20 protein-coding genes are annotated in these 17,550 nt (G+C 39.3%); 16 read left to right on the plus strand and 4 right to left on the minus strand.

The genetic code is table 11. The features are described from left to right. Positions 1-242: 242 nt before the first annotated feature. The 6 genes from ACED48_RS00910 to ACED48_RS00935 are packed head-to-tail and all read left to right on the plus strand — an operon-like array spanning position 243 to position 5,530. Complete coding sequence (locus ACED48_RS00910) at positions 243-686, plus strand: PTS sugar transporter subunit IIA (protein WP_017057761.1); 444 nt, start codon at positions 243-245, stop codon at positions 684-686. Positions 687-715: 29 nt separating this feature from the next. Further along, a complete protein-coding gene (locus tag ACED48_RS00915) occupies positions 716-2,128 on the plus strand; it encodes a PTS mannitol transporter subunit IICB (RefSeq protein ID WP_017057762.1) in 1,413 nt (470 codons plus the stop codon). A 47-nt stretch (positions 2,129-2,175) separates the two neighbouring features. Beyond that, the gene (locus ACED48_RS00920) at positions 2,176-3,447 is read left to right on the plus strand and encodes a zinc-binding dehydrogenase (RefSeq protein WP_017057763.1); all 1,272 of its coding nucleotides are present in this window, start codon (positions 2,176-2,178) and stop codon (positions 3,445-3,447) included. Positions 3,448-3,503: 56 nt separating this feature from the next. Continuing rightward, positions 3,504-4,022 (plus strand): MltR family transcriptional regulator, encoded by a 519-nt coding sequence (locus ACED48_RS00925; protein ID WP_167514246.1) that lies wholly within the window; start codon positions 3,504-3,506, stop codon positions 4,020-4,022. An 8-nt stretch (positions 4,023-4,030) separates the two neighbouring features. Then, on the plus strand, positions 4,031-4,765 hold the full coding sequence (locus ACED48_RS00930) for a nucleoside/nucleotide kinase family protein (protein ID WP_017057765.1): 735 nt from the start codon (positions 4,031-4,033) through the stop codon (positions 4,763-4,765). Between the two features lie 18 nt (positions 4,766-4,783). Next, positions 4,784-5,530, plus strand: coding sequence for a phosphatase (locus tag ACED48_RS00935; RefSeq protein ID WP_017057766.1), 747 nt, complete (start codon positions 4,784-4,786; stop codon positions 5,528-5,530). Positions 5,531-5,664: 134 nt separating this feature from the next. Here ACED48_RS00935 and ACED48_RS00940 read toward each other — a convergent pair whose 3' ends face one another. Then, positions 5,665-5,880, minus strand: a complete 216-nt coding sequence (locus ACED48_RS00940) for a hypothetical protein (protein ID WP_017057767.1) — start codon at positions 5,878-5,880, stop codon at positions 5,665-5,667. Positions 5,881-6,324: 444 nt separating this feature from the next. Between ACED48_RS00940 and ACED48_RS00945 the strand changes: the two genes are divergently transcribed. The 5 genes from ACED48_RS00945 to ACED48_RS00965 all read left to right on the plus strand — a co-directional run bounded on the left by ACED48_RS00945 (position 6,325) and on the right by ACED48_RS00965 (position 10,855). Next, positions 6,325-6,585 (plus strand): DUF5062 family protein, encoded by a 261-nt coding sequence (locus tag ACED48_RS00945; RefSeq protein ID WP_010431978.1) that lies wholly within the window; start codon positions 6,325-6,327, stop codon positions 6,583-6,585. 531 nt (positions 6,586-7,116) lie between these two features. Next, positions 7,117-7,674, plus strand: a complete 558-nt coding sequence (gene ectA / locus ACED48_RS00950; RefSeq protein WP_017057768.1) for a diaminobutyrate acetyltransferase — start codon at positions 7,117-7,119, stop codon at positions 7,672-7,674. A gap of 10 nt (positions 7,675-7,684) precedes the next feature. Then, a complete protein-coding gene (gene ectB / locus ACED48_RS00955) occupies positions 7,685-8,950 on the plus strand; it encodes a diaminobutyrate--2-oxoglutarate transaminase (protein ID WP_017057769.1) in 1,266 nt (421 codons plus the stop codon). 13 nt (positions 8,951-8,963) lie between these two features. Then, positions 8,964-9,350: an ectoine synthase gene (locus ACED48_RS00960; protein WP_017057770.1), complete on the plus strand. Its 387-nt coding sequence runs from the start codon at positions 8,964-8,966 to the stop codon at positions 9,348-9,350. Between the two features lie 80 nt (positions 9,351-9,430). Then, complete coding sequence (locus ACED48_RS00965) at positions 9,431-10,855, plus strand: aspartate kinase (protein WP_017057771.1); 1,425 nt, start codon at positions 9,431-9,433, stop codon at positions 10,853-10,855. A 153-nt stretch (positions 10,856-11,008) separates the two neighbouring features. Here the strand turns inward: ACED48_RS00965 and ACED48_RS00970 are convergent, their stop codons facing one another. Beyond that, the gene (locus ACED48_RS00970) at positions 11,009-12,349 is read right to left on the minus strand and encodes a sigma-54-dependent Fis family transcriptional regulator (protein ID WP_017057772.1); all 1,341 of its coding nucleotides are present in this window, start codon (positions 12,347-12,349) and stop codon (positions 11,009-11,011) included. 327 nt (positions 12,350-12,676) lie between these two features. Here ACED48_RS00970 and ACED48_RS00975 point away from each other — a divergent pair, with 327 nt between their 5' ends. The 4 genes from ACED48_RS00975 (at position 12,677) to ACED48_RS00990 (ending at position 15,790) form a co-directional block, all read left to right on the plus strand. Then, the gene (locus tag ACED48_RS00975) at positions 12,677-13,222 is read left to right on the plus strand and encodes a BON domain-containing protein (RefSeq protein ID WP_017057773.1); all 546 of its coding nucleotides are present in this window, start codon (positions 12,677-12,679) and stop codon (positions 13,220-13,222) included. Between the two features lie 136 nt (positions 13,223-13,358). Continuing rightward, positions 13,359-13,556, plus strand: coding sequence for a hypothetical protein (locus ACED48_RS00980; protein ID WP_017057774.1), 198 nt, complete (start codon positions 13,359-13,361; stop codon positions 13,554-13,556). A gap of 71 nt (positions 13,557-13,627) precedes the next feature. Further along, positions 13,628-14,056 carry a hemerythrin domain-containing protein gene (locus ACED48_RS00985; protein ID WP_017057775.1) on the plus strand — a complete coding sequence of 143 codons (429 nt, stop codon included), beginning with the start codon at positions 13,628-13,630 and terminating at the stop codon, positions 14,054-14,056. Between the two features lie 120 nt (positions 14,057-14,176). Then, positions 14,177-15,790 carry a diacylglycerol kinase family protein gene (locus ACED48_RS00990; protein WP_029627178.1) on the plus strand — a complete coding sequence of 538 codons (1,614 nt, stop codon included), beginning with the start codon at positions 14,177-14,179 and terminating at the stop codon, positions 15,788-15,790. 263 nt (positions 15,791-16,053) lie between these two features. Here the strand turns inward: ACED48_RS00990 and ACED48_RS00995 are convergent, their stop codons facing one another. Both ACED48_RS00995 and ACED48_RS01000 read right to left on the minus strand, forming a co-directional pair. Then, positions 16,054-16,464 carry a hypothetical protein gene (locus ACED48_RS00995; RefSeq protein WP_017057777.1) on the minus strand — a complete coding sequence of 137 codons (411 nt, stop codon included), beginning with the start codon at positions 16,462-16,464 and terminating at the stop codon, positions 16,054-16,056. A gap of 116 nt (positions 16,465-16,580) precedes the next feature. Continuing rightward, positions 16,581-17,009, minus strand: a complete 429-nt coding sequence (locus tag ACED48_RS01000; protein WP_017057778.1) for a DUF2383 domain-containing protein — start codon at positions 17,007-17,009, stop codon at positions 16,581-16,583. Positions 17,010-17,301: 292 nt separating this feature from the next. Between ACED48_RS01000 and ACED48_RS01005 the strand changes: the two genes are divergently transcribed. Then, entirely contained in the window at positions 17,302-17,550 is a 249-nt protein-coding gene (locus ACED48_RS01005) for a hypothetical protein (RefSeq protein ID WP_017057779.1), read from the plus strand.

A 17,550-nucleotide genomic window follows, 5' to 3' on the forward strand; every position in this document is an offset into this window, starting at 1 on the left:
TCACTTTTTTGTTTTAAATTGATTTTGGTTATTGAGGCTGATATCAAACTTAAACTGTTGACTTGTTTTTAATTATAAATTTGTTATTTAATTACAGGTTGAATTTGAGCGGTGACGCAGAAATATCCGGTTGACAGTTATTTATAGGTGACTAAAGTCACGTTTGTTTGTCATTTCTCGATTCGACAACTTCCATTGATAATAATCCCAACAACAACGAACAAGAATAACTGGGATATATTATGCTTTATGACCTTATTGACCACGACTTAATTGATGTCATTAACCACTCTGAATATAAGTGGGAAGATGCAGTTAAAGAAACGACTCGTTATTTGCAAGATAAAGGTTACGTTACCGATAATTACGCAGACGCGATCATTCAGTCAACGCATGATAATGGACCTTATTATGTTCTTTGTCCAGGCATTGCTATGCCTCATGCCCGTCCAGAAGCAGGTGTACTAAAGACTGGGTTGGGCATCCATGTTTTTCCAACCCCAGTTGATTTCGGTTCAGAAATGGGACCAGCGAATGTCTTATTAACATTAGCTGCAAAGGATTCAGATACACACATCGAGGTTATTCAAGCACTTAGTGAAATGTTAGTTGATGAAGAAAACATTGCCAAGCTGGCGGCTTCATCTTCAAAAGCTGATGTACTTGAAATTATTAAAAGCTATTAAGAATAACCTTTGAAAATAAGGAATATACCGTGTCTACAAATATAAGAGCAAAAGTGCAATCTTTTGGTGGTCATCTGACCGCGATGGTATTGCCAAATATTGGAGCCTTCATCGCATGGGGCTTTATTACAGCATTATTTATTCCAACAGGTTGGATGTCTAACGAATATTTTGGTGAATTAGTGGGTCCGATGATCACTTATTTACTTCCTCTGCTTATTGGTTATACCGGTGGACAAATTGTCGGGGATAAGCGTGGTGCAGTTGCTGGTGCGATAGGTACCATGGGTGTTATCGCTGGCGCTGAGATTCCAATGTTTGTTGGCGCAATGATCATGGGCCCATTGAGTGGCTGGGTGATCGTTCAAATCGATAAACGCTTACAAGACAAGATCCCTTCAGGTTTTGAGATGGTGGTAAACAACTTCTCGCTAGGCATCTTCGGCATGTTGATGTGTTTATTTGCTTACGCGATTGTTGGCCCTGCTGTGACTGCTGCGAACCTATTCGTTAAATCGGGTATCGAAGCGCTTGTAGCAACTGGTTTTCTACCGTTACTTGCCATTATTAATGAACCAGCAAAAGTCTTGTTCCTAAACAACGCTATCGACCAAGGTATCTACTACCCACTAGGTCTACAAGCGGCGGCGGAAACGGGCAAATCGATCTTCTTTATGGTGGCGTCAAACCCAGGTCCTGGCCTAGGTATGCTTTTGGCTTACGCGAAATTTGGTCAAGGTCTAAGTAAGAAATCAGCACCAAGTGCAATCATCATTCACTTCTTCGGTGGTATCCATGAGCTGTACTTCCCATACGTGCTAATGAAGCCAATCATGATTGTTGCGATGATTGCTGGTGCGGCGACAGGTATTGCCACGTTCAACCTACTTGATGGTGGTCTGGTTGCTGGCCCTAGTCCTGGCTCGATTTTCTCTTACTTAGCACTCACACCAAAAGGAAGCTTCTTCGCAACCATCGCAGGTGTGGCTTCAGCAACGGTTGTGTCTTTCCTTGTCGCAAGTGCAATCCTGAAAGTGAATAAGAAAGAACAATCAGAAGATGAGTTTGAACAGTCGATAACCGACATGAAAGATATGAAAGCAGAAGGTGTGGTAGCAAAAGCATCAGCTCAGGCTTCAACAGAACAGCCAAAAGAAGTAAAGAACATCAAATTTATTGCCTTTGCATGTGATGCGGGAATGGGCTCAAGCGCCATGGGAGCATCGACTTTCAAACGCAAACTAGAAAAGGCTGGCTACGATGTTCAAGTTAAAAACTTTGCCATCGAAAAAGTTCCAACTGATGCCGATGTGGTGGTGACTCACGAGAGCTTAGAGAATAGAGCAATTAAGGCTACGGGCTTACCAGTGGTCACTATCAAGAACTTCTTACATGACCCTGCATTAGACAACCTAATGAACACCATTGGTCAACAAGCTTAAATTAAATTTTGGGGCCACTCAGTGGTCCCACTTTCGGAGAGAAAATCATGACTCAAACAACTGCTGCTGTTATCCGTGGTGAAAAAGACGTTCAACTTAGAACGTTCGATCTTCCAAAAATTTCTGATGATGAACTATTAGTTAAAAATATCTCAAACAGCATCTGTCTTTCTACTTACAAAGCAGCACTGTTAGGCAGCAACCATAAACGTGTACCGGAAAATATTGCTGAAGTTCCCGTAATGACAGGCCACGAATACGCAGGTGTGATTGTGGAAGTGGGTGCAAACCTGAAAGATCGTTTTACGGCAGGTGAACCTTTTGTACTGCAGCCAGCAATGGGTCTGCCAACAGGCTACTCGGCAGGTTATAGCTATGAAACGTTCGGTGGCAATGCGACGTACTCAATTATCCCTAAAGTAGCAATCGACTTGGACTGTGTATTGCCTTACAAGAGTTCGTACTACGCTAATGCCTCTTTAGCTGAACCTATGTCATGCATCATTGGTGCGTTCCATGCAAGCTACCATACAACGCCTTACGTATATGAACATCAAATGGGCATTAAAGAGGGTGGCTCTCTTGCATTGTTAGCGTGTGCAGGCCCGATGGGTATTGGTGCCATCGACTACGCGATTAATGGTCCAGTCAAACCAAGTCGAATCGTTGTCACCGATATTGATGAAGCGCGCCTAGAGCGAGCAGAAAGCCTAATTCCAGTATCAAAAGCAGCAGAGAACGGTATCGAACTTTTTTATGTGAATACCGCTAAGTTAGAAGATCCTGTATCACACCTTAAGCAGTTGAATTATGGTAAGGGGTATGATGATGTCATGGTGTATGCCGCAGTTGCACAAGTGCTTGAGCAAGCGGATGAGTTGCTAGGCAATGATGGTTGCTTAAATTTCTTTGCTGGTCCAACGGACAAGCAGTTCAAAGTACCATTTAACTTCTATAACGTTCACTACGAAGCGACTCACATTGTTGGTACTTCTGGTGGCTCTACGGGTGATATGGTCGAGTCTATTGAGCTTTCAGAAGCGAATAAAATCAACCCTTCATTTATGCTGACACACGTTGGTGGTCTAGAAGCGGCACCGCATACGATTCTCAATCAGTTAGATATTCCGGGTGGCAAGAAATTGATTTACCCACATATCGACTTACCGCTGACTGCGATTGACCAATTCCATACACTGGCAGAGCAGTCTCCATTCTTCCTAGAGCTTGATGAAATCTTGAGAGCCAATAACTACGTTTGGAATGAATTGGCAGAAAAAGCGCTACTTGAATTTTATGATGTGAGCTTAACCGTTTAATATGGTTCATTATTGTGGTGGCGAGCCAGCCACCACAGCTTCATGAGGTAATTGATATTTTGTTGCAAGATGAATTATTGGATGCATTGGAACAGTGTGATTCCGCGACGAGTTTGATCGAAGCGTCTAATAAGTTAATAAACCAAAAACTGAAAAAGCTATTACCGAACGTGTTTGTTCAAGATGCTTTGGTGATGGAGTACGCCGTCGTACCTCTTTTAAAAGAAAATGGGCCTCTTGTGACAACCGACGTCGCCTCTAAATTGATGTTTGCAATGGGTAAGATCTCTTTGGAAACCTACGCAGATATTGGCTTATTCGACCAAATGTATGAATACACTAGTAAGCAATCGCAAGTGCTGACATTTGGCGATGACATGGTTTACGACTTCCTCAGTAATCAATCAAACCTCTCGAAAGGCAAAGATAGCTTCTACTTAGATTCAATTAACCAATTAAAATTCTCGTCATTCGATTCATTCACTCAAACACGTTACGAATCGCTGATTAAAACAGTGCTGAAACTCTGTTGCGAGAACTTGTTGGAAAGTATTGAGAAAGAGATATTAGGATAAGGTTGAACATGAAAGTTTCCTTAAATGTGAGTGGCTTTGAAACCGAAGCGACATTCCCTGATAAAGATATTGAACAGATTCATAAACCACTGGTTGAAAAATTTACGCGACTTTTTGAGCAGAAAAAAGAACGTACGATTATCTTTTTGTGTGCCCCTCCTGGCAGTGGTAAATCGACGTTAGCCGCGTTTTGGGAGCATTTGTCCCATCAACAAACCAACGTTGAGCCACTTCAGGTATTGCCATTTGACGGTTTTCATTACCCCAATGAGATATTGGACTCAAACTACATCGTTCGTGATGAAGAGAAAATTAAACTCCGTACCATTAAAGGTTCTCACGAAACGTTCAATTTAACCTCGTTGATTGATAAGTTGAAACAGCTGAAAGTAAAAAATCCTACGTGGCCGTACTACGATAGAAATCTTCATGATCCTGTGGATGACGCAATCTCGGTAGACAAGAACATTGTCGTGATTGAAGGCAACTGGTTGTTACTGAATGAGCCAGTTTGGAATGGATTGCATGAGTTGGCTGATTTCACCATCTTCATAGACACCGACGCTAAGTTCCTCGAAGAGCGCTTAGTAAACCGCAAGGTGCGAGGAGGTACCACTTTAGAAGAGGCGGTCGAGTTCTATAAAAATTCAGACTCAAAAAACGTCGATAAAGTGTTAGACCATTCTATTCCTGCTGACCTAACACTCTTCATGAGTCAAGACGGTTCGTTTCAAATCAATTAAACAATTTAGGAGGTCATAATGGAGATTGTTGTTGACAGCCATACTCATACATTGGCAAGTGGCCATGCCTATAGCACCATTATCGAAAATGCACTGGCATCGAAAAATAAGGGGCTAAAACTCCTCTGTACAACGGATCATGCTCCTGAAATGCCGGGAGCCCCCCACTACTGGTTTTTCAATAACCAAAGGATTTTGCCCCGCTTTCTGCACGATGTAGGTATCTTGCGTGGTGTGGAAGCCAACATATTGAACACTGCTGGAGAGTTGGATCTTCCTCCCTCTTCTTACCAACACCTAGACTGGGTGATTGCGAGCTTACATGAGCCAGTTTTCAAGTCATCGACGGAACAAGAACATACACAGGCGTTAATGAACGTCATTAAGAGTGGCAAAGTTGATGTGCTAGGGCACTTAGGGAACCCAAACTACAAGTTCGATATGGAAGCAGTTCTTCAGTGCGCAAAGGATCACAATGTTGCGATTGAAGTGAACAACACGTCATTGACAGGCAAGAGCCGAAAAGGAAGTGATGTGCGATGCTCAAAAATTGTCGAGCTTGGTAAGCGAATTGGCGTTTACTTCTCTACGGGCTCTGATGCGCATTTCTGCGAAGAAATTGCTTGTTTGGATCTCGTAAAAGCATTACTTGAGAATCACGGCGTGGAAGAAGACAAAATAATCACGACCTCAACATCCCGCTTTTTGAATTTTTTATTATTGCGCGGTAAGAGTCGAATAGAAGAGTTTTCACACTTATATTAAGTATGTTGGTGAGTTAACAATTATTGAGATAAAAGCGCCCGAAAGCGAACACCTTTGGGCGTTTTTGCTTCTCTGGAAACGATCAGTTTAATATCGCTGATCGAAAAGAGATGGCAAGTTATGAAAAGTGGAGTTTAGTGCATGCCTGAACGCATTTTGTCACTGAGCGCAAAGAAAACGAATAGAACAATACACACAAGGGCTACACCCAGTGCCATTAGTATTGTTGTTGCATCTGTCGAGATCAGTGGAACAACGATAGAAGCTAACGCTACCAACATAACAAGGATATGAACGATTCGTCCGAGAATTGGATTTTTATGACAGAATGAAGCCCATAGGTAACGCATTTTTAACACCAGTATAAAATTAGTGGGTTTATTCTATTTTATTATTGAGTGTTTTGTAAGTTATTTTCGTTACAGGAAACGGTAAGTATGATCCAAGTCGTTTTAGTATAAAACTGATTAAATAACAGCAGGTTATTGGTTTTAAAGAAAGCGATTATTGACTAAATGATAATAATATGTCGTATTCTTTATAATGATAAGTCAAATTTTATTCGATTTTTAGTTTCTTGGCTGAAAGTCTCATTTATTGAGTTTTTGGTAAAAAAAGGTGGTTTTTTGGACCATTAAACATTGTGGATGGCATTCAAACTAGAATCCTTTCCCAGACGGTGATTCGTTTATGGTTTTATCAGGAAGAGTGTTCGATTTGGGAGCACGGTAATCTTGTGAACGATACCTGTTTGATATACTTATCGTTCGCTCAGTAAAGGTGATGGAGATAATATGTCGAAAACCGCGAAGATCATTAATGAAGATAAGCTGGTGAAAAAAGCAGTAGAGGTCGGTTTCAAAATGGCAAAGTTGCAGGGCTTTGATTTGCCACATTCATCTCAACCAATAAAGGTTAAAGCGGTGTATTTGTTCCTCGTTGAAGTGAATCAGATAACGCCACTACCCGAAAGTAAGCTTGATGGAGCAAACATTAAAAAGCGCTTAGCGTTATGGATACACAAAGCACTACCTGATAATGATCCTCTAAAGTAAGTAATACTTAAACGGATGTATCTGAATACGTTTCTTTTTCAGCTCGTTATTACTGCTTTTATACTAGAAACCTAACGATTCGTCGCTAGGTTTTTTTTTGGCTAACATTTTCAATATTAACTTATAGATACCACTGTTTGGAGTGCTTTCAGTTAACGAGTTATTGGACGCTGACGGCCATCTCTTTAGCTAGAAATTACTTATCAATTAGGTTCTAGGTCTGACTCAGTAAATTGCTTACTACCATTAAACGTGGGCGACTCGGCTACTTAACGCCATGCGCAAAAAGCTCCTATCCTCAACCTCTGTCTAACTACTTTTTTGTGTTTGTTCCTTGAAAAATACATCTCGATAACTTCACCTCAATAAATACATTAGAACTCAAAGTATTGTTTGATTCATGCAATACGCTAAATTATGTGATTAACATCACATAATTTAGCTTTGTAGCGTTAATTTGTTGATCTTTATGCTGTGAAAATGCTCATAATGGAAAGGAATTTAATTAGAGTTCGAAGGAAAAAACTAGATATGATTACATCAGCGCCTTGGGGGCTATATTCGGAGATTGTAGAAAAAAGCAATGAGAAATGGATTTTTCGTGAGCCCGAAGTTTCTGATGGCAACGATATCTACCGCTTAATTTCAGAATGCCCACCATTAGATGTTAATTCTTCATATTGCAATTTTTTGCAGTCTACTCACTTTAGTAAAACTTGTATCTTGGTTGAGCACAAAGGGGACCTTGCCGGTTTTATTTCTAGTTACCAGAAGCCGAATGAGCCTAATGTACTATTTATTTGGCAAGTAGCCGTTGACCCTCGGTTTAGAGGTAATGCATTAGCTTACAAGATGATTGATGCTTTACTTAAGAGAGAATGGATGGAGGGTATCGACGCTATTGAAACCACCATTACCAAATCAAACCAAGCATCTTGGGCACTATTCAAAAAGCTAGACGCTAAAAATGGTAGTTCCGGAGAGGTGACAACATTCTTAGATGAGAATGTTCACTTCAACGGTCGGCACGATACTGAATATTTATATCGAATTCCCTTAAATAATCACAAACTAATAGGAATTAAATAACGGCCTTATCATGGATATTTTTAAAAAGCAGGAATCTAACGTACGTTCATACTCGAATAGTTTTCCAGTCACCTTTAGCAAATCAAAAGGTTGCTGGCTTGAAACAAAACAAGGTGATCGTTACCTCGATTTTCTTGCTGGAGCAGGATCTCTAAATTACGGTCACAACAACCCAATTCTTAAGCAAGCACTGCTTGAGTACATTGAAATGGATGGAATTACACATGGCTTAGATATGCATTCAGAAGCCAAAGCTGAATTCCTAGAAGCACTGAGTCGCTTCATCTTGGAACCAAGAGCATTAGATTACAAAGTTCAATTTACCGGCCCTACAGGAACAAATGCAGTGGAAGCTGCAATCAAGTTAGCTAAAAAAGTGAAAGGTCGAAGCAGCATTGTTGCGTTTACTAATGGTTTTCATGGTTGTACTGCAGGTGCACTGGCTGCGACTGGTAATCAACATCACAGGCAAGGTGCAGGTTCAGATCTCAACAACGTTACGCGTTTGCCGTTTGAAGGTTACGCTGACATTGATGGATTAAAATTGTTCGAAACGATGTTAACCGATAATTCAGCCGGTATGGATAAACCAGCAGCTGTCTTATTGGAAACGGTTCAAGGTGAAGGCGGGCTTAATGTCGCTTCAAATGAATGGTTACAACGATTAAGTAAAATTTGTAAGGCCCACGATATATTGTTAATTGTGGATGACATACAAGCTGGCTGTGGGCGAACGGGTACCTTTTTCAGCTTTGAGCCTTCAGGTATTAAGCCTGATATTGTAACACTGTCTAAATCTATTAGTGGTTATGGGTTACCGATGGCCATCGTTTTGTTAAAACCTGAATTAGATAAGTGGGAGCCGGGAGAGCACAACGGTACCTTTCGAGGTAATAATCATGCCTTTATCACCGCGGCTAAAGCGCTGGAAATCTATTGGGCAAATGAGGATTTTGAAACTCATGTCCAACACTGTTCAAGCTTGGTTGACGAGGTTATCCAACGCAATATCAAACGCTACCCTGAGTTGTTTGTTCAACGTAAAGGGCGCGGAATGATGATTGGTATTGAATGTAAAGATGAAAACACTGCTGACGATATTGCTAAAACATGTTTTGACAACGGCATGGTAATTGAGACAGCAGGTCCAAACGATGAAATATTGAAGTTCTTTTGCCCGCTAACTATATCGGAGTCGGAGCTTATACAAGGCCTAACTATTTTCGAAAACTCAGTTGAAGTTATAGCAACCAAGTATTTCAAAAAAGCATCGTAATAAGGATAATAAAATGATTGTTAGAACACTTGATGAATGTCGTAATAGCGAAAGACGTATTGTCTCAGATAACTGGGAAAGTACTCGTATGCTGTTGAAAGAGGACAATATGGGTTTTTCATTCCATATCACGACAATCTACGAATCGACAGAAACACATATCCATTACCAAAATCATTTAGAATCAGTTTTTTGTATGAGTGGAGAAGGGGAGATCGAAGTGGTTGGTGGTAAAACCTATCCAATTAAACCTGGAACGCTTTATATCCTTGATAAGCATGACGAGCACTATTTACGCGCATATAAAAACAAAGAAATGGTCATGGCTTGTGTGTTTAACCCGCCAATTACTGGGGCTGAAGTTCACGACGAAAACGGTGTCTATCCACTGGTTGACTAGCGTTTTTTTGGGAGGGGGGAACATCCCCCCCCATTCTTTATTTACTTAGCCTTCCAATTTCTTAATTATTAAGGTCTTTTATGACATTTACCGTAGAAAAAATCGGCGGTACATCAATGACAGCATTTGATGCTGTGCTCGACAATATTATTCTCCGCCCCAAAAACCCATATAACCGAATCTTTGTTGTATCTGCGTATGGCGGTATGACAGATGCATTACTGGAATGTAAAAAAACTGGTAAACCAGGCGTTTATCAACTAATTGCTAAACGTGACGACTCATGGAAAGACTCTCTGTCTTATATTGAAAGCCGTATGTTGTTGACTAATGAACATATCTTCGCTGATCCAATGAATCGTATTAGAGCGGATAAGTTTATCCGGTCTCGCATTTCAGAAGCAAAAAACTGTATCGCGAATATTCTTGAAACATGTCAATACGGGCAGTTTTCACTACGACATTACTTGCCGCAAATTCGAGAGTTTCTTGCTTCTATTGGCGAATCACATAGTGCATATAATACGGCTCTTAAACTGAAAAATATCGGTATAAATTCAACTTTTGTCGATTTGTCTGGTTGGGATAACCAACAACCTCTAAGTTTGGATGAGACAATTAAAGAGGCTTTCTCTAAAATAGACGTGACTAAAGAATTACCTATTGTTACCGGTTATGCCTATTGCAAAGAAGGGTTAATGCATACCTATGACCGTGGCTACAGCGAGATGACATTCAGTCGCATAGCAACAATAACTCAAGCATCGCTTGCGGTTATCCATAAAGAGTATCATTTCAGCTCGGCAGACCCTAGAGTCGTCGGTGTTGGCTCAGTGAATCCCATTGGATTAACTAACTATGATGTTGCTGACCAATTAGCCAATCTTGGTATGGAAGCTATCCACTCAAATGCGGCTGCAGGTTTACGTGAATGCGGGATTGAGCTGCAAATTAAGAACACTTTTGAACCTGAGCATGAAGGTACACTGATCTCTTCGAATTATCGACCAGATACGGATCATGTGGAGATCATTGCTGGAAAACAGAAAGTCTACGCGTTGCACATCTTTGACCAAGGAATGGTTGGTAAGATAGATAATGTGAGTTATGAGTTAATGGAAATTATTGCGGATGCAAGAGTTAGCCTGATAGGCAAGGAGATGAATGCCAACTCTATTACTTATTATCTTGGTGGTAACCCTGAAAGCTTAAATCAGGTGCTTTATAAAGCTGAGAAGCGGTATCCAAAGGCATCAATTGCTGGCCGTATGGTAGCCATAATTTCAGCGATTGGTTCTCAGATTGATACCAACAAAACACTTGCTAATGGCGTACTGTCATTGATGAATAATAGCGTAACTCCTATTGCATTACACTCGTCGATGAGAAATGTCAATGTGCAATTTGTTGTGAATGATGACAAGTATCAACAAGCGATTTGTGCACTACATAAAGAGTTTTTTGATCAAAATAAAAAAGCTAAAAAATCGGTGAGTGCTGCTTAAAATATAGTAGTGGGGATGAGGCATCTCCACTACTATATTTTTGTAGAATGACTATATTTTTATAGAATACAGAAGAAAAGTGATTAGAGTCCTAAAATAATCTTTAGTTTATTTTGGGGCTCTTTATCGTTCTCCATAAAGGTATCAACAGAACTACTCCTGATACTTATCAAGCTTGTTATAAAGCGTTTTAATACTTATCCCTAAATCTTGAGCTGTTTCTTTTTTGTTGCCTTCGTTCTCTTCGAGTGTATTGATTATTGCGGCTTTCTCTATTTTTTCGAGAGAAACACCAGCTGGGACCATCTCTTCAACCGTTGTTCCGGTTTCCAAAGGTGGAGTGTCAAAAATTAAGTGCTCATCTTTAATAGTATCGTCAGCTAATATAAATGCTCGTTCAATACAATGTTTTAATTCCCTTACATTCCCTGGCCACGCATGGGCAGAGATCTTTTGAAGCGCTGAGGTAAAAATAGTTTTTGCTGTAGCTTCATTTGCGTTGCGATGAGCAATGAAATGTTTAGCCAAACCGACGATATCGTCGCCTCGTTCACGCAAAGGGGGAATATGTATAGGAAAGTGAGCTAACCTAAAGTATAAGTCTTCTCTCAAAAACTGCTCTTCAATCGCAACTTGTGGATCTCGGTTTGTAGCAGCAATAACCCGAGTATTAGCGATGCTAAATGTGTTACTTCCTACTGGGCGATACTCTCCAGTCTCTAATACTCGCAATAATTTAACTTGATGTTCAAGTGGCATCTCAGTGATTTCATCGAGAAATAGTGTGCCACCTTCTGCTTGTCTAAATACACCTTGGTGCGTTCGATTTGCGCCTGTGAAGGCTCCTTTTTCATGACCAAATAGTTCACTATCTACTAATTCTGGGCTGATTGCACCGCAGTTAATCGCGATAAAAGGTTGGTTCTTGCGATCGCTAGCGAGATGGACTGTTTGTGCTACAAGCTCTTTACCTGCACCACTTTCTCCGACTATTAGTACATTGGCGTCCGTTTTAGCGACTCTTCTTAACGTTCGATACAGCTTATGCATCGGCTTAGAAGAACCAATTAACATCCCAAATTGATCTAAGTCGCTTGTGGAAACTGTACGCCCTTCTTCCTGTTTTTGCAGGAAGTACTGACTAAAATCAGCTAGGGTATCTTCTAAAATCTGTATATCAATGGGCTTTCTATAGTGGAAAATCGCACCATGGCTCATCATTTTTTCTAAGTTTTTATTTGGCGAACCGGAGCTAATAATGATTAGGTCAGTTTCGTCCAAACTTTTCGCATTAGATAGAGTTTTAAAATCATCGTTAGTGAACCGAGATACTTCCACAATAGCAGTATTTGGCTGGAGTTGTTGTAACTTATCAATCCAATGGACATCCGTTGTGCTCTGTATGATTTCAAAGTTTGACGATTCATTCAGAGAGTTTACTTGAGACAGTAATTGTTCGTCTCTTAGCTCTAAGAACAGTGTCGGTAATGACATGATTTAACTCTCTTTTTATACGACAAGAAGTGATATCGATAATACCACGATACCCTTCAAAGACGAATCTATCATTTACTATACGCCGCCAAATAAGTGAAATACTAATAATGTTATTAACCAGAGTAAGGGGTGATATTAATTAATATTGGTCTGATTTTGGTGATAATTTTTACAACTCTCTCATGTAATTAATACATACGACTTTTATTTTAGTAGTGGGAAACCCAGAAGAAAAGGTGTTAAATCATTTGATATCAATGGGTTATATATCTGGCATGCTGATTGCTTATGTTATAGGTGTAAGTGAACTAAAGGAGATAATTAATGAAAATTACTATAAGTAAAATATTATTAGCTACTTTGATTGCTACTTCTTCTTCTGCAGCGGTTGCTGATAGCATGTGGAAGAAAGAAACTCTCGACGCGTGGGTTGATGGAAAAGCAGAGACGACCTTATTATTGAACTCTAATTTGAATTCATTTGATATTAATACTTATGTTATAGGTCAAGTTGTTACTTTAACTGGTTCGGTTAGAAATAAAAATGAAAAGATACTTGCTGAAGAACTAGTGTTAAGTTTAAAGGATGTTAAGGCTGTGAAAAATAACCTTACGGTTATAGAAGAAGATGATGAAAAAACGCAAGAAGCCGTACAAGCCTTAACAGACTCTCATATAAAGACGCTTGTTATAACTCGTTTGTTAATGAATACCAATGTTAGTGGTACCGATATTAAAGTAGAAACTGAAAACAGCGTTGTCATATTGAAAGGTTCTGTAGAATCTGGCGGGGAACACGATGTTGCATTATCTATAGCGAACAATACACCGAATGTAGAGGAAGTGATTGATAAATTAGATATTATTTAATTTTATCTATTTTTAATCACTTTATCTAAAAATAGAGCAACTATTACGATTCGTTGTTCCTTAACATTTTTAACTTTCATTACTGGTTTCAATGGTAATGATTCTAATTAATAAAAAATACACACTAGGAGTTTATATGAAGATCAGATCAATTGCTTACCGTGTTCTTACTGTTATGGGTATTACTCTTGCTCTTGCTGCATGTAGTGACGATGGTCCAATGGAACAAGCGGGAGAAAACGTAGATGAGGCAGTAGAAGAGACTCAAAATACAATAGAAGATAGCTGTGAAAATGTTAAAGAGCACCTAGGTGCGGAAGACGAAGATTGCTAAAACTGTCATCTAGAGTGCAATGAGATACTCCAATCCTCATAAAAAACAATTAATTGAAGTAGGAATTAGACATGAAAAATATATTTGATGTACTCAAAGACAGCCATGAAAAGCAGCGACTCTTGATGGATGCGCTACTCCAAACATCGGGTAACACTCAGGCTAGGCAAGAGTTTTATATCAGCCTTAAAGATGAGCTAACCAAACATGCGATTGCAGAGGAGCGTCATTTTTATGCTCCCTTGATCGAGAGTGATCAATCGATTGACATGACAAGACACGGGATAGCTGAACATCACGGCATTGATAAAGTACTCGCTCAATTAGATGATACGGATATGTCTTCACCCACTTGGCTTGCTTTAATGAAGACATTAAAACACAAAGTCGAACATCATTTAGAAGAAGAGGAACAGCGTTTCTTTCAAACGGCAGGGCGAGTTTTAGATGCAGAACAAAAAGAAACATTGGCTCGAAAATACGAAAAAGAGATGGCTTGATTCGCGATGCACTAGGAATTAAGCGCTAAAATATTTGTTAAGTGAGATAGGGACTCATATCTGAGTCCCTCTTTGATTACTTTATAGATAATTTATGCACAGATAAATTAAGGCGCCATTATGTTTATTATTAAGTATTATATACTAATATCCACCGCTTGCTTTTTTGCTGCTGTTTTTATACCCCAGCTAATGATTCGTGGAGTTTTTGCCTGGTGCGGCTTATCTATGCTAATCGTCAGTGTCGCTTATATTTTCGATATACCGTCAATATTTAGAAAAAATAGCGATGGGAAAATTGTGTGGTGGATTCGATGGGTGTTTATTCCATTTTTCCTAGGTGTTCGATTATACAATTTATGGGCTATCAAAAGAGATCAAGTTGATCCAATACAGCAAGTTGGTCAGAACTTATATGTATCACGTCGCTTATTTCCATCCGACTTATCGTTCTTAGAGTCTCAAAATATCAATTGTATTGTTGACGTTACGGCTGAATTTTCTGGTTTAGAAAGTGCAATGACGGGTGACCAATTTAACTACCTAAACACACCGGTTCTTGACCATAAAGCCCCTAAGTTACATAAGCTTAAGCATGCTATAAATTGGATTGATACTCAAATCAACCAATCGAGATCGGTTGTTGTTCATTGTGCGCTAGGTCGTGGCCGTTCAGTCTTTGTAGTTGCTGCATACTTATTAGCTAAAAACCCCTCACTTACAGTGGAACAGGCTTTGAAAAGTATCAACGATGTTCGAAGTACGGCTCGATTAAATAACCTCCAGTTAAAGGCTCTTCATGCAATCAGTGATAAAGGTTTACTTACCCTTCAGCGTACGGCTTGTCTTATTGTCAACCCTGTCGCAGGTGGTGGTAAATGGCATACGTACGAACAACAGGTTATACGTCGACTTACTAGGAAATACAATTTAGACATTTCTATTACCAGTCAAGGGGTATCTGCAGAAACTTTAGCTAAGCAGGCCAAAGAACGAAATGCTTCTCATATTATCGTTTCCGGAGGCGATGGAACGGTTAGTGAAGTGGTTAGACAACTTATGGATACCGACACGTTATTAGGAATTGTACCGTTAGGGACAGCGAATGCGCTATGTCATATGCTCTATGGCTTTGCGACGAAAGTATCCCCTGTTGAAAAAGCGTGTGAAGTGATTCTATCTGATAACTCAAAGAAAATGGATTTGGCTTTCTGCAATGAGCAACCAATATTACTGCTTCTTGGTATTGGGTTTGAAGAGCAGATGATCGACTACGCACATCGACAGCAAAAAAATGAAAATGGACAGTTCGCGTACTTGATGGGCTTCTTTAATGCTGTTGTAGCTGAAGGTAATCAGCGTTTTCTAATGTCGGTCGATGGAAAGCCGCTACAAGACGTGAGATTACAAAGTTTGGTGGTGGCGAATACTTCCCCTTTTAGTACTGTACTTGCTCAAGGTGGGCTGACTCCCAAGCCGGATGACGGGAAGTTACATATCACCTATCTAGAAAACACTACTTCACTTGGTGAACGAGTTATCGCTTTATCTGATCTATTGCTTTCTAGTTTTGGAATGAAAGAACAAGCAAGCTACTTTAATTATTTGTCAGCGCAGCACGTTAAAATTGATTCTGATCTCCCGATTGATTACGTCATTGATGGGGAAATGTATTCGGCTGAGTCACTGGAGATCAGTATTAAAAAGCAGGCCTTAACAGTTTGCGCACCATAAGAAGTGAATAATGGTGACTATTAAATAGTAGGAGAAACCATAGACAAAAGCCTTATTAGAACGCTGGATTTGTCGTCTAAAGGTGGTAAGAGTTCTCCATTTTTGTGCGGATAATATCGCAGGAACCACATAAAAGAAGTTGTGATGTTATCTCATAAAAAAGCGTCAAGGCTTTACACTTTGACGCTTTTTTATGAGATAACATCAGTGGTGTTTAATGTAATTCCGATAAGTTTAACTAGATTAATTTTCAACTATGCCAATTATAGGTGTTTTGCCATTTCATCATTTTCAACTTGCAATGCTGCAACCCAATAAGAAAAAAATGAGGACATATGTTGGTTGTTAAACTTCCGGATAATATTTTTTAAGTAGGAAATTAAGCTTAGGTTACTTCTGTACATATCATTATAGTCAACGATGGAAGTGGACTGCTGGCTTAAGATTGAATGATCGCTATCCGTTCCGTCAACGCAGAACTTAGTGTTTACTTCTTTGATCATTGAACGTTCTATTTTTATAAATCGATTAGCAGCCCTTGATATGTTCCCATTGGTTTTTTGTTCGACTAGATCAACACATGAAAAATAGTGCTCTTTCAATGTGCATAGGATCTTATCTATGCCTTTATACTGAATTACCTCAAGTGAGTCATTGTCCTTGTTAAGTAACATGTTATTACCCCTTCTATCTCAGTAGCATTCTTATACTTTTAGAACAGTTTATACTTACTACGATGTATTTTGTGCAGGTAGTATTTCCTGCTCTCTTTATTTATCACTAGTAAGAGCTAGTGTTCACGCATTCTGTGTATTTGATCTCGGCAGTTTTCCATTTCATTTTTCACCTTCTGTAACTTGTTTTTCCCTTCTAAGTTAGGGGTTGTTGTTAACAGTGATTCAATGTCGGAAATGATCTTCTTCTCTACACCTTCTAAGTGCATTAAATAGAGATCTTCATTGTTTGTTCCGTTTTTTTCTTCTGCTTCAATGCAACGCTCTCTCGCGTTTATCGTGTAGCTAGCTGGTATCTCATCTTGCTGGTTTTTTGCGTAGTAGGTTAAAGATCTCAACTTCAATTCTGCACATTTTTTTACTGTGTATATGTCGAAAAGGTTATTTTTCATCTTGTCACTTTTTATGTTTGATATTGCTCTTTCATAAATAATGTTCCCACTTTTTATCAAGCTAACGATCGACAATATGTTTTGGTTGCTCATGATTCCTCATTTTACTTAAATGTGTATCTTATTAAATGCACTTTATATGCCAGATAATGAGTTGTCATATTTGGTAATTTAGATTGGTTTTTATATGTTTTTTGTAAAAAATACATTAATAGGTGATTTTCAATGAAATTATTACACCTTTACGGTCATGATTTAACTATTTCGGCGTTTAATACTAATAATTACGGGATTAATAAAGTTGGCATGAAGTTAGCTTGTATTACTACAGCGATTAGCAATTTATATTGTTGCTGGTCTTTTTAGTCAAATAAGGAGAGATTTTATGCCAAGGTCAAATGCTAAAAGTTCAGAGTCTAAACAGCAAATTGAAGAGACTTATGAGAAGGCTGAAGAAGCTGCGGTAGAAGCAATCGGAAGTATCAAAGATACGGTTCATGAAACGCTCGAGGCTAGTTCTGAAAGTATGAAAAATACGACAGAAAAGGCTGAAAATGTAATTAAAGAGCGTCCGCTGTTAAGTGTGGGGTGTGCGTTTCTTGCTGGTTGGGCTGTGTCTAAGTTAATCAAATAG

The sequence above is a fragment of the Vibrio sp. 5S239 genome (genome assembly GCF_041439575.1).
Lineage (GTDB): Bacteria > Pseudomonadota > Gammaproteobacteria > Enterobacterales > Vibrionaceae > Vibrio > Vibrio kanaloae.

What these genes read in the sequence shown, in the direction of transcription:
- ACED48_RS00910 (WP_017057761.1), top strand. Translation starts at nt 243, where the DNA reads ATGCTTTATGACCTTATTGACCACGACTTAATTGATGTCATTAACCAC.
- ACED48_RS00920 (WP_017057763.1), top strand. Translation starts at nt 2,176, where the DNA reads ATGACTCAAACAACTGCTGCTGTTATCCGTGGTGAAAAAGACGTTCAA.
- ACED48_RS00930 (WP_017057765.1), top strand. Translation starts at nt 4,031, where the DNA reads ATGAAAGTTTCCTTAAATGTGAGTGGCTTTGAAACCGAAGCGACATTC.
- ACED48_RS00935 (WP_017057766.1), top strand. Translation starts at nt 4,784, where the DNA reads ATGGAGATTGTTGTTGACAGCCATACTCATACATTGGCAAGTGGCCAT.
- ACED48_RS00940 (WP_017057767.1), bottom strand. Translation starts at nt 5,880, where the DNA reads ATGCGTTACCTATGGGCTTCATTCTGTCATAAAAATCCAATTCTCGGA.
- ACED48_RS00945 (WP_010431978.1), top strand. Translation starts at nt 6,325, where the DNA reads ATGTCGAAAACCGCGAAGATCATTAATGAAGATAAGCTGGTGAAAAAA.
- ectA (WP_017057768.1), top strand. Translation starts at nt 7,117, where the DNA reads ATGATTACATCAGCGCCTTGGGGGCTATATTCGGAGATTGTAGAAAAA.
- ectB (WP_017057769.1), top strand. Translation starts at nt 7,685, where the DNA reads ATGGATATTTTTAAAAAGCAGGAATCTAACGTACGTTCATACTCGAAT.
- ACED48_RS00960 (WP_017057770.1), top strand. Translation starts at nt 8,964, where the DNA reads ATGATTGTTAGAACACTTGATGAATGTCGTAATAGCGAAAGACGTATT.
- ACED48_RS00965 (WP_017057771.1), top strand. Translation starts at nt 9,431, where the DNA reads ATGACATTTACCGTAGAAAAAATCGGCGGTACATCAATGACAGCATTT.
- ACED48_RS00970 (WP_017057772.1), bottom strand. Translation starts at nt 12,349, where the DNA reads ATGTCATTACCGACACTGTTCTTAGAGCTAAGAGACGAACAATTACTG.
- ACED48_RS00975 (WP_017057773.1), top strand. Translation starts at nt 12,677, where the DNA reads ATGAAAATTACTATAAGTAAAATATTATTAGCTACTTTGATTGCTACT.
- ACED48_RS00980 (WP_017057774.1), top strand. Translation starts at nt 13,359, where the DNA reads ATGAAGATCAGATCAATTGCTTACCGTGTTCTTACTGTTATGGGTATT.
- ACED48_RS00985 (WP_017057775.1), top strand. Translation starts at nt 13,628, where the DNA reads ATGAAAAATATATTTGATGTACTCAAAGACAGCCATGAAAAGCAGCGA.
- ACED48_RS00990 (WP_029627178.1), top strand. Translation starts at nt 14,177, where the DNA reads ATGTTTATTATTAAGTATTATATACTAATATCCACCGCTTGCTTTTTT.
- ACED48_RS00995 (WP_017057777.1), bottom strand. Translation starts at nt 16,464, where the DNA reads ATGTTACTTAACAAGGACAATGACTCACTTGAGGTAATTCAGTATAAA.
- ACED48_RS01000 (WP_017057778.1), bottom strand. Translation starts at nt 17,009, where the DNA reads ATGAGCAACCAAAACATATTGTCGATCGTTAGCTTGATAAAAAGTGGG.
- ACED48_RS01005 (WP_017057779.1), top strand. Translation starts at nt 17,302, where the DNA reads ATGCCAAGGTCAAATGCTAAAAGTTCAGAGTCTAAACAGCAAATTGAA.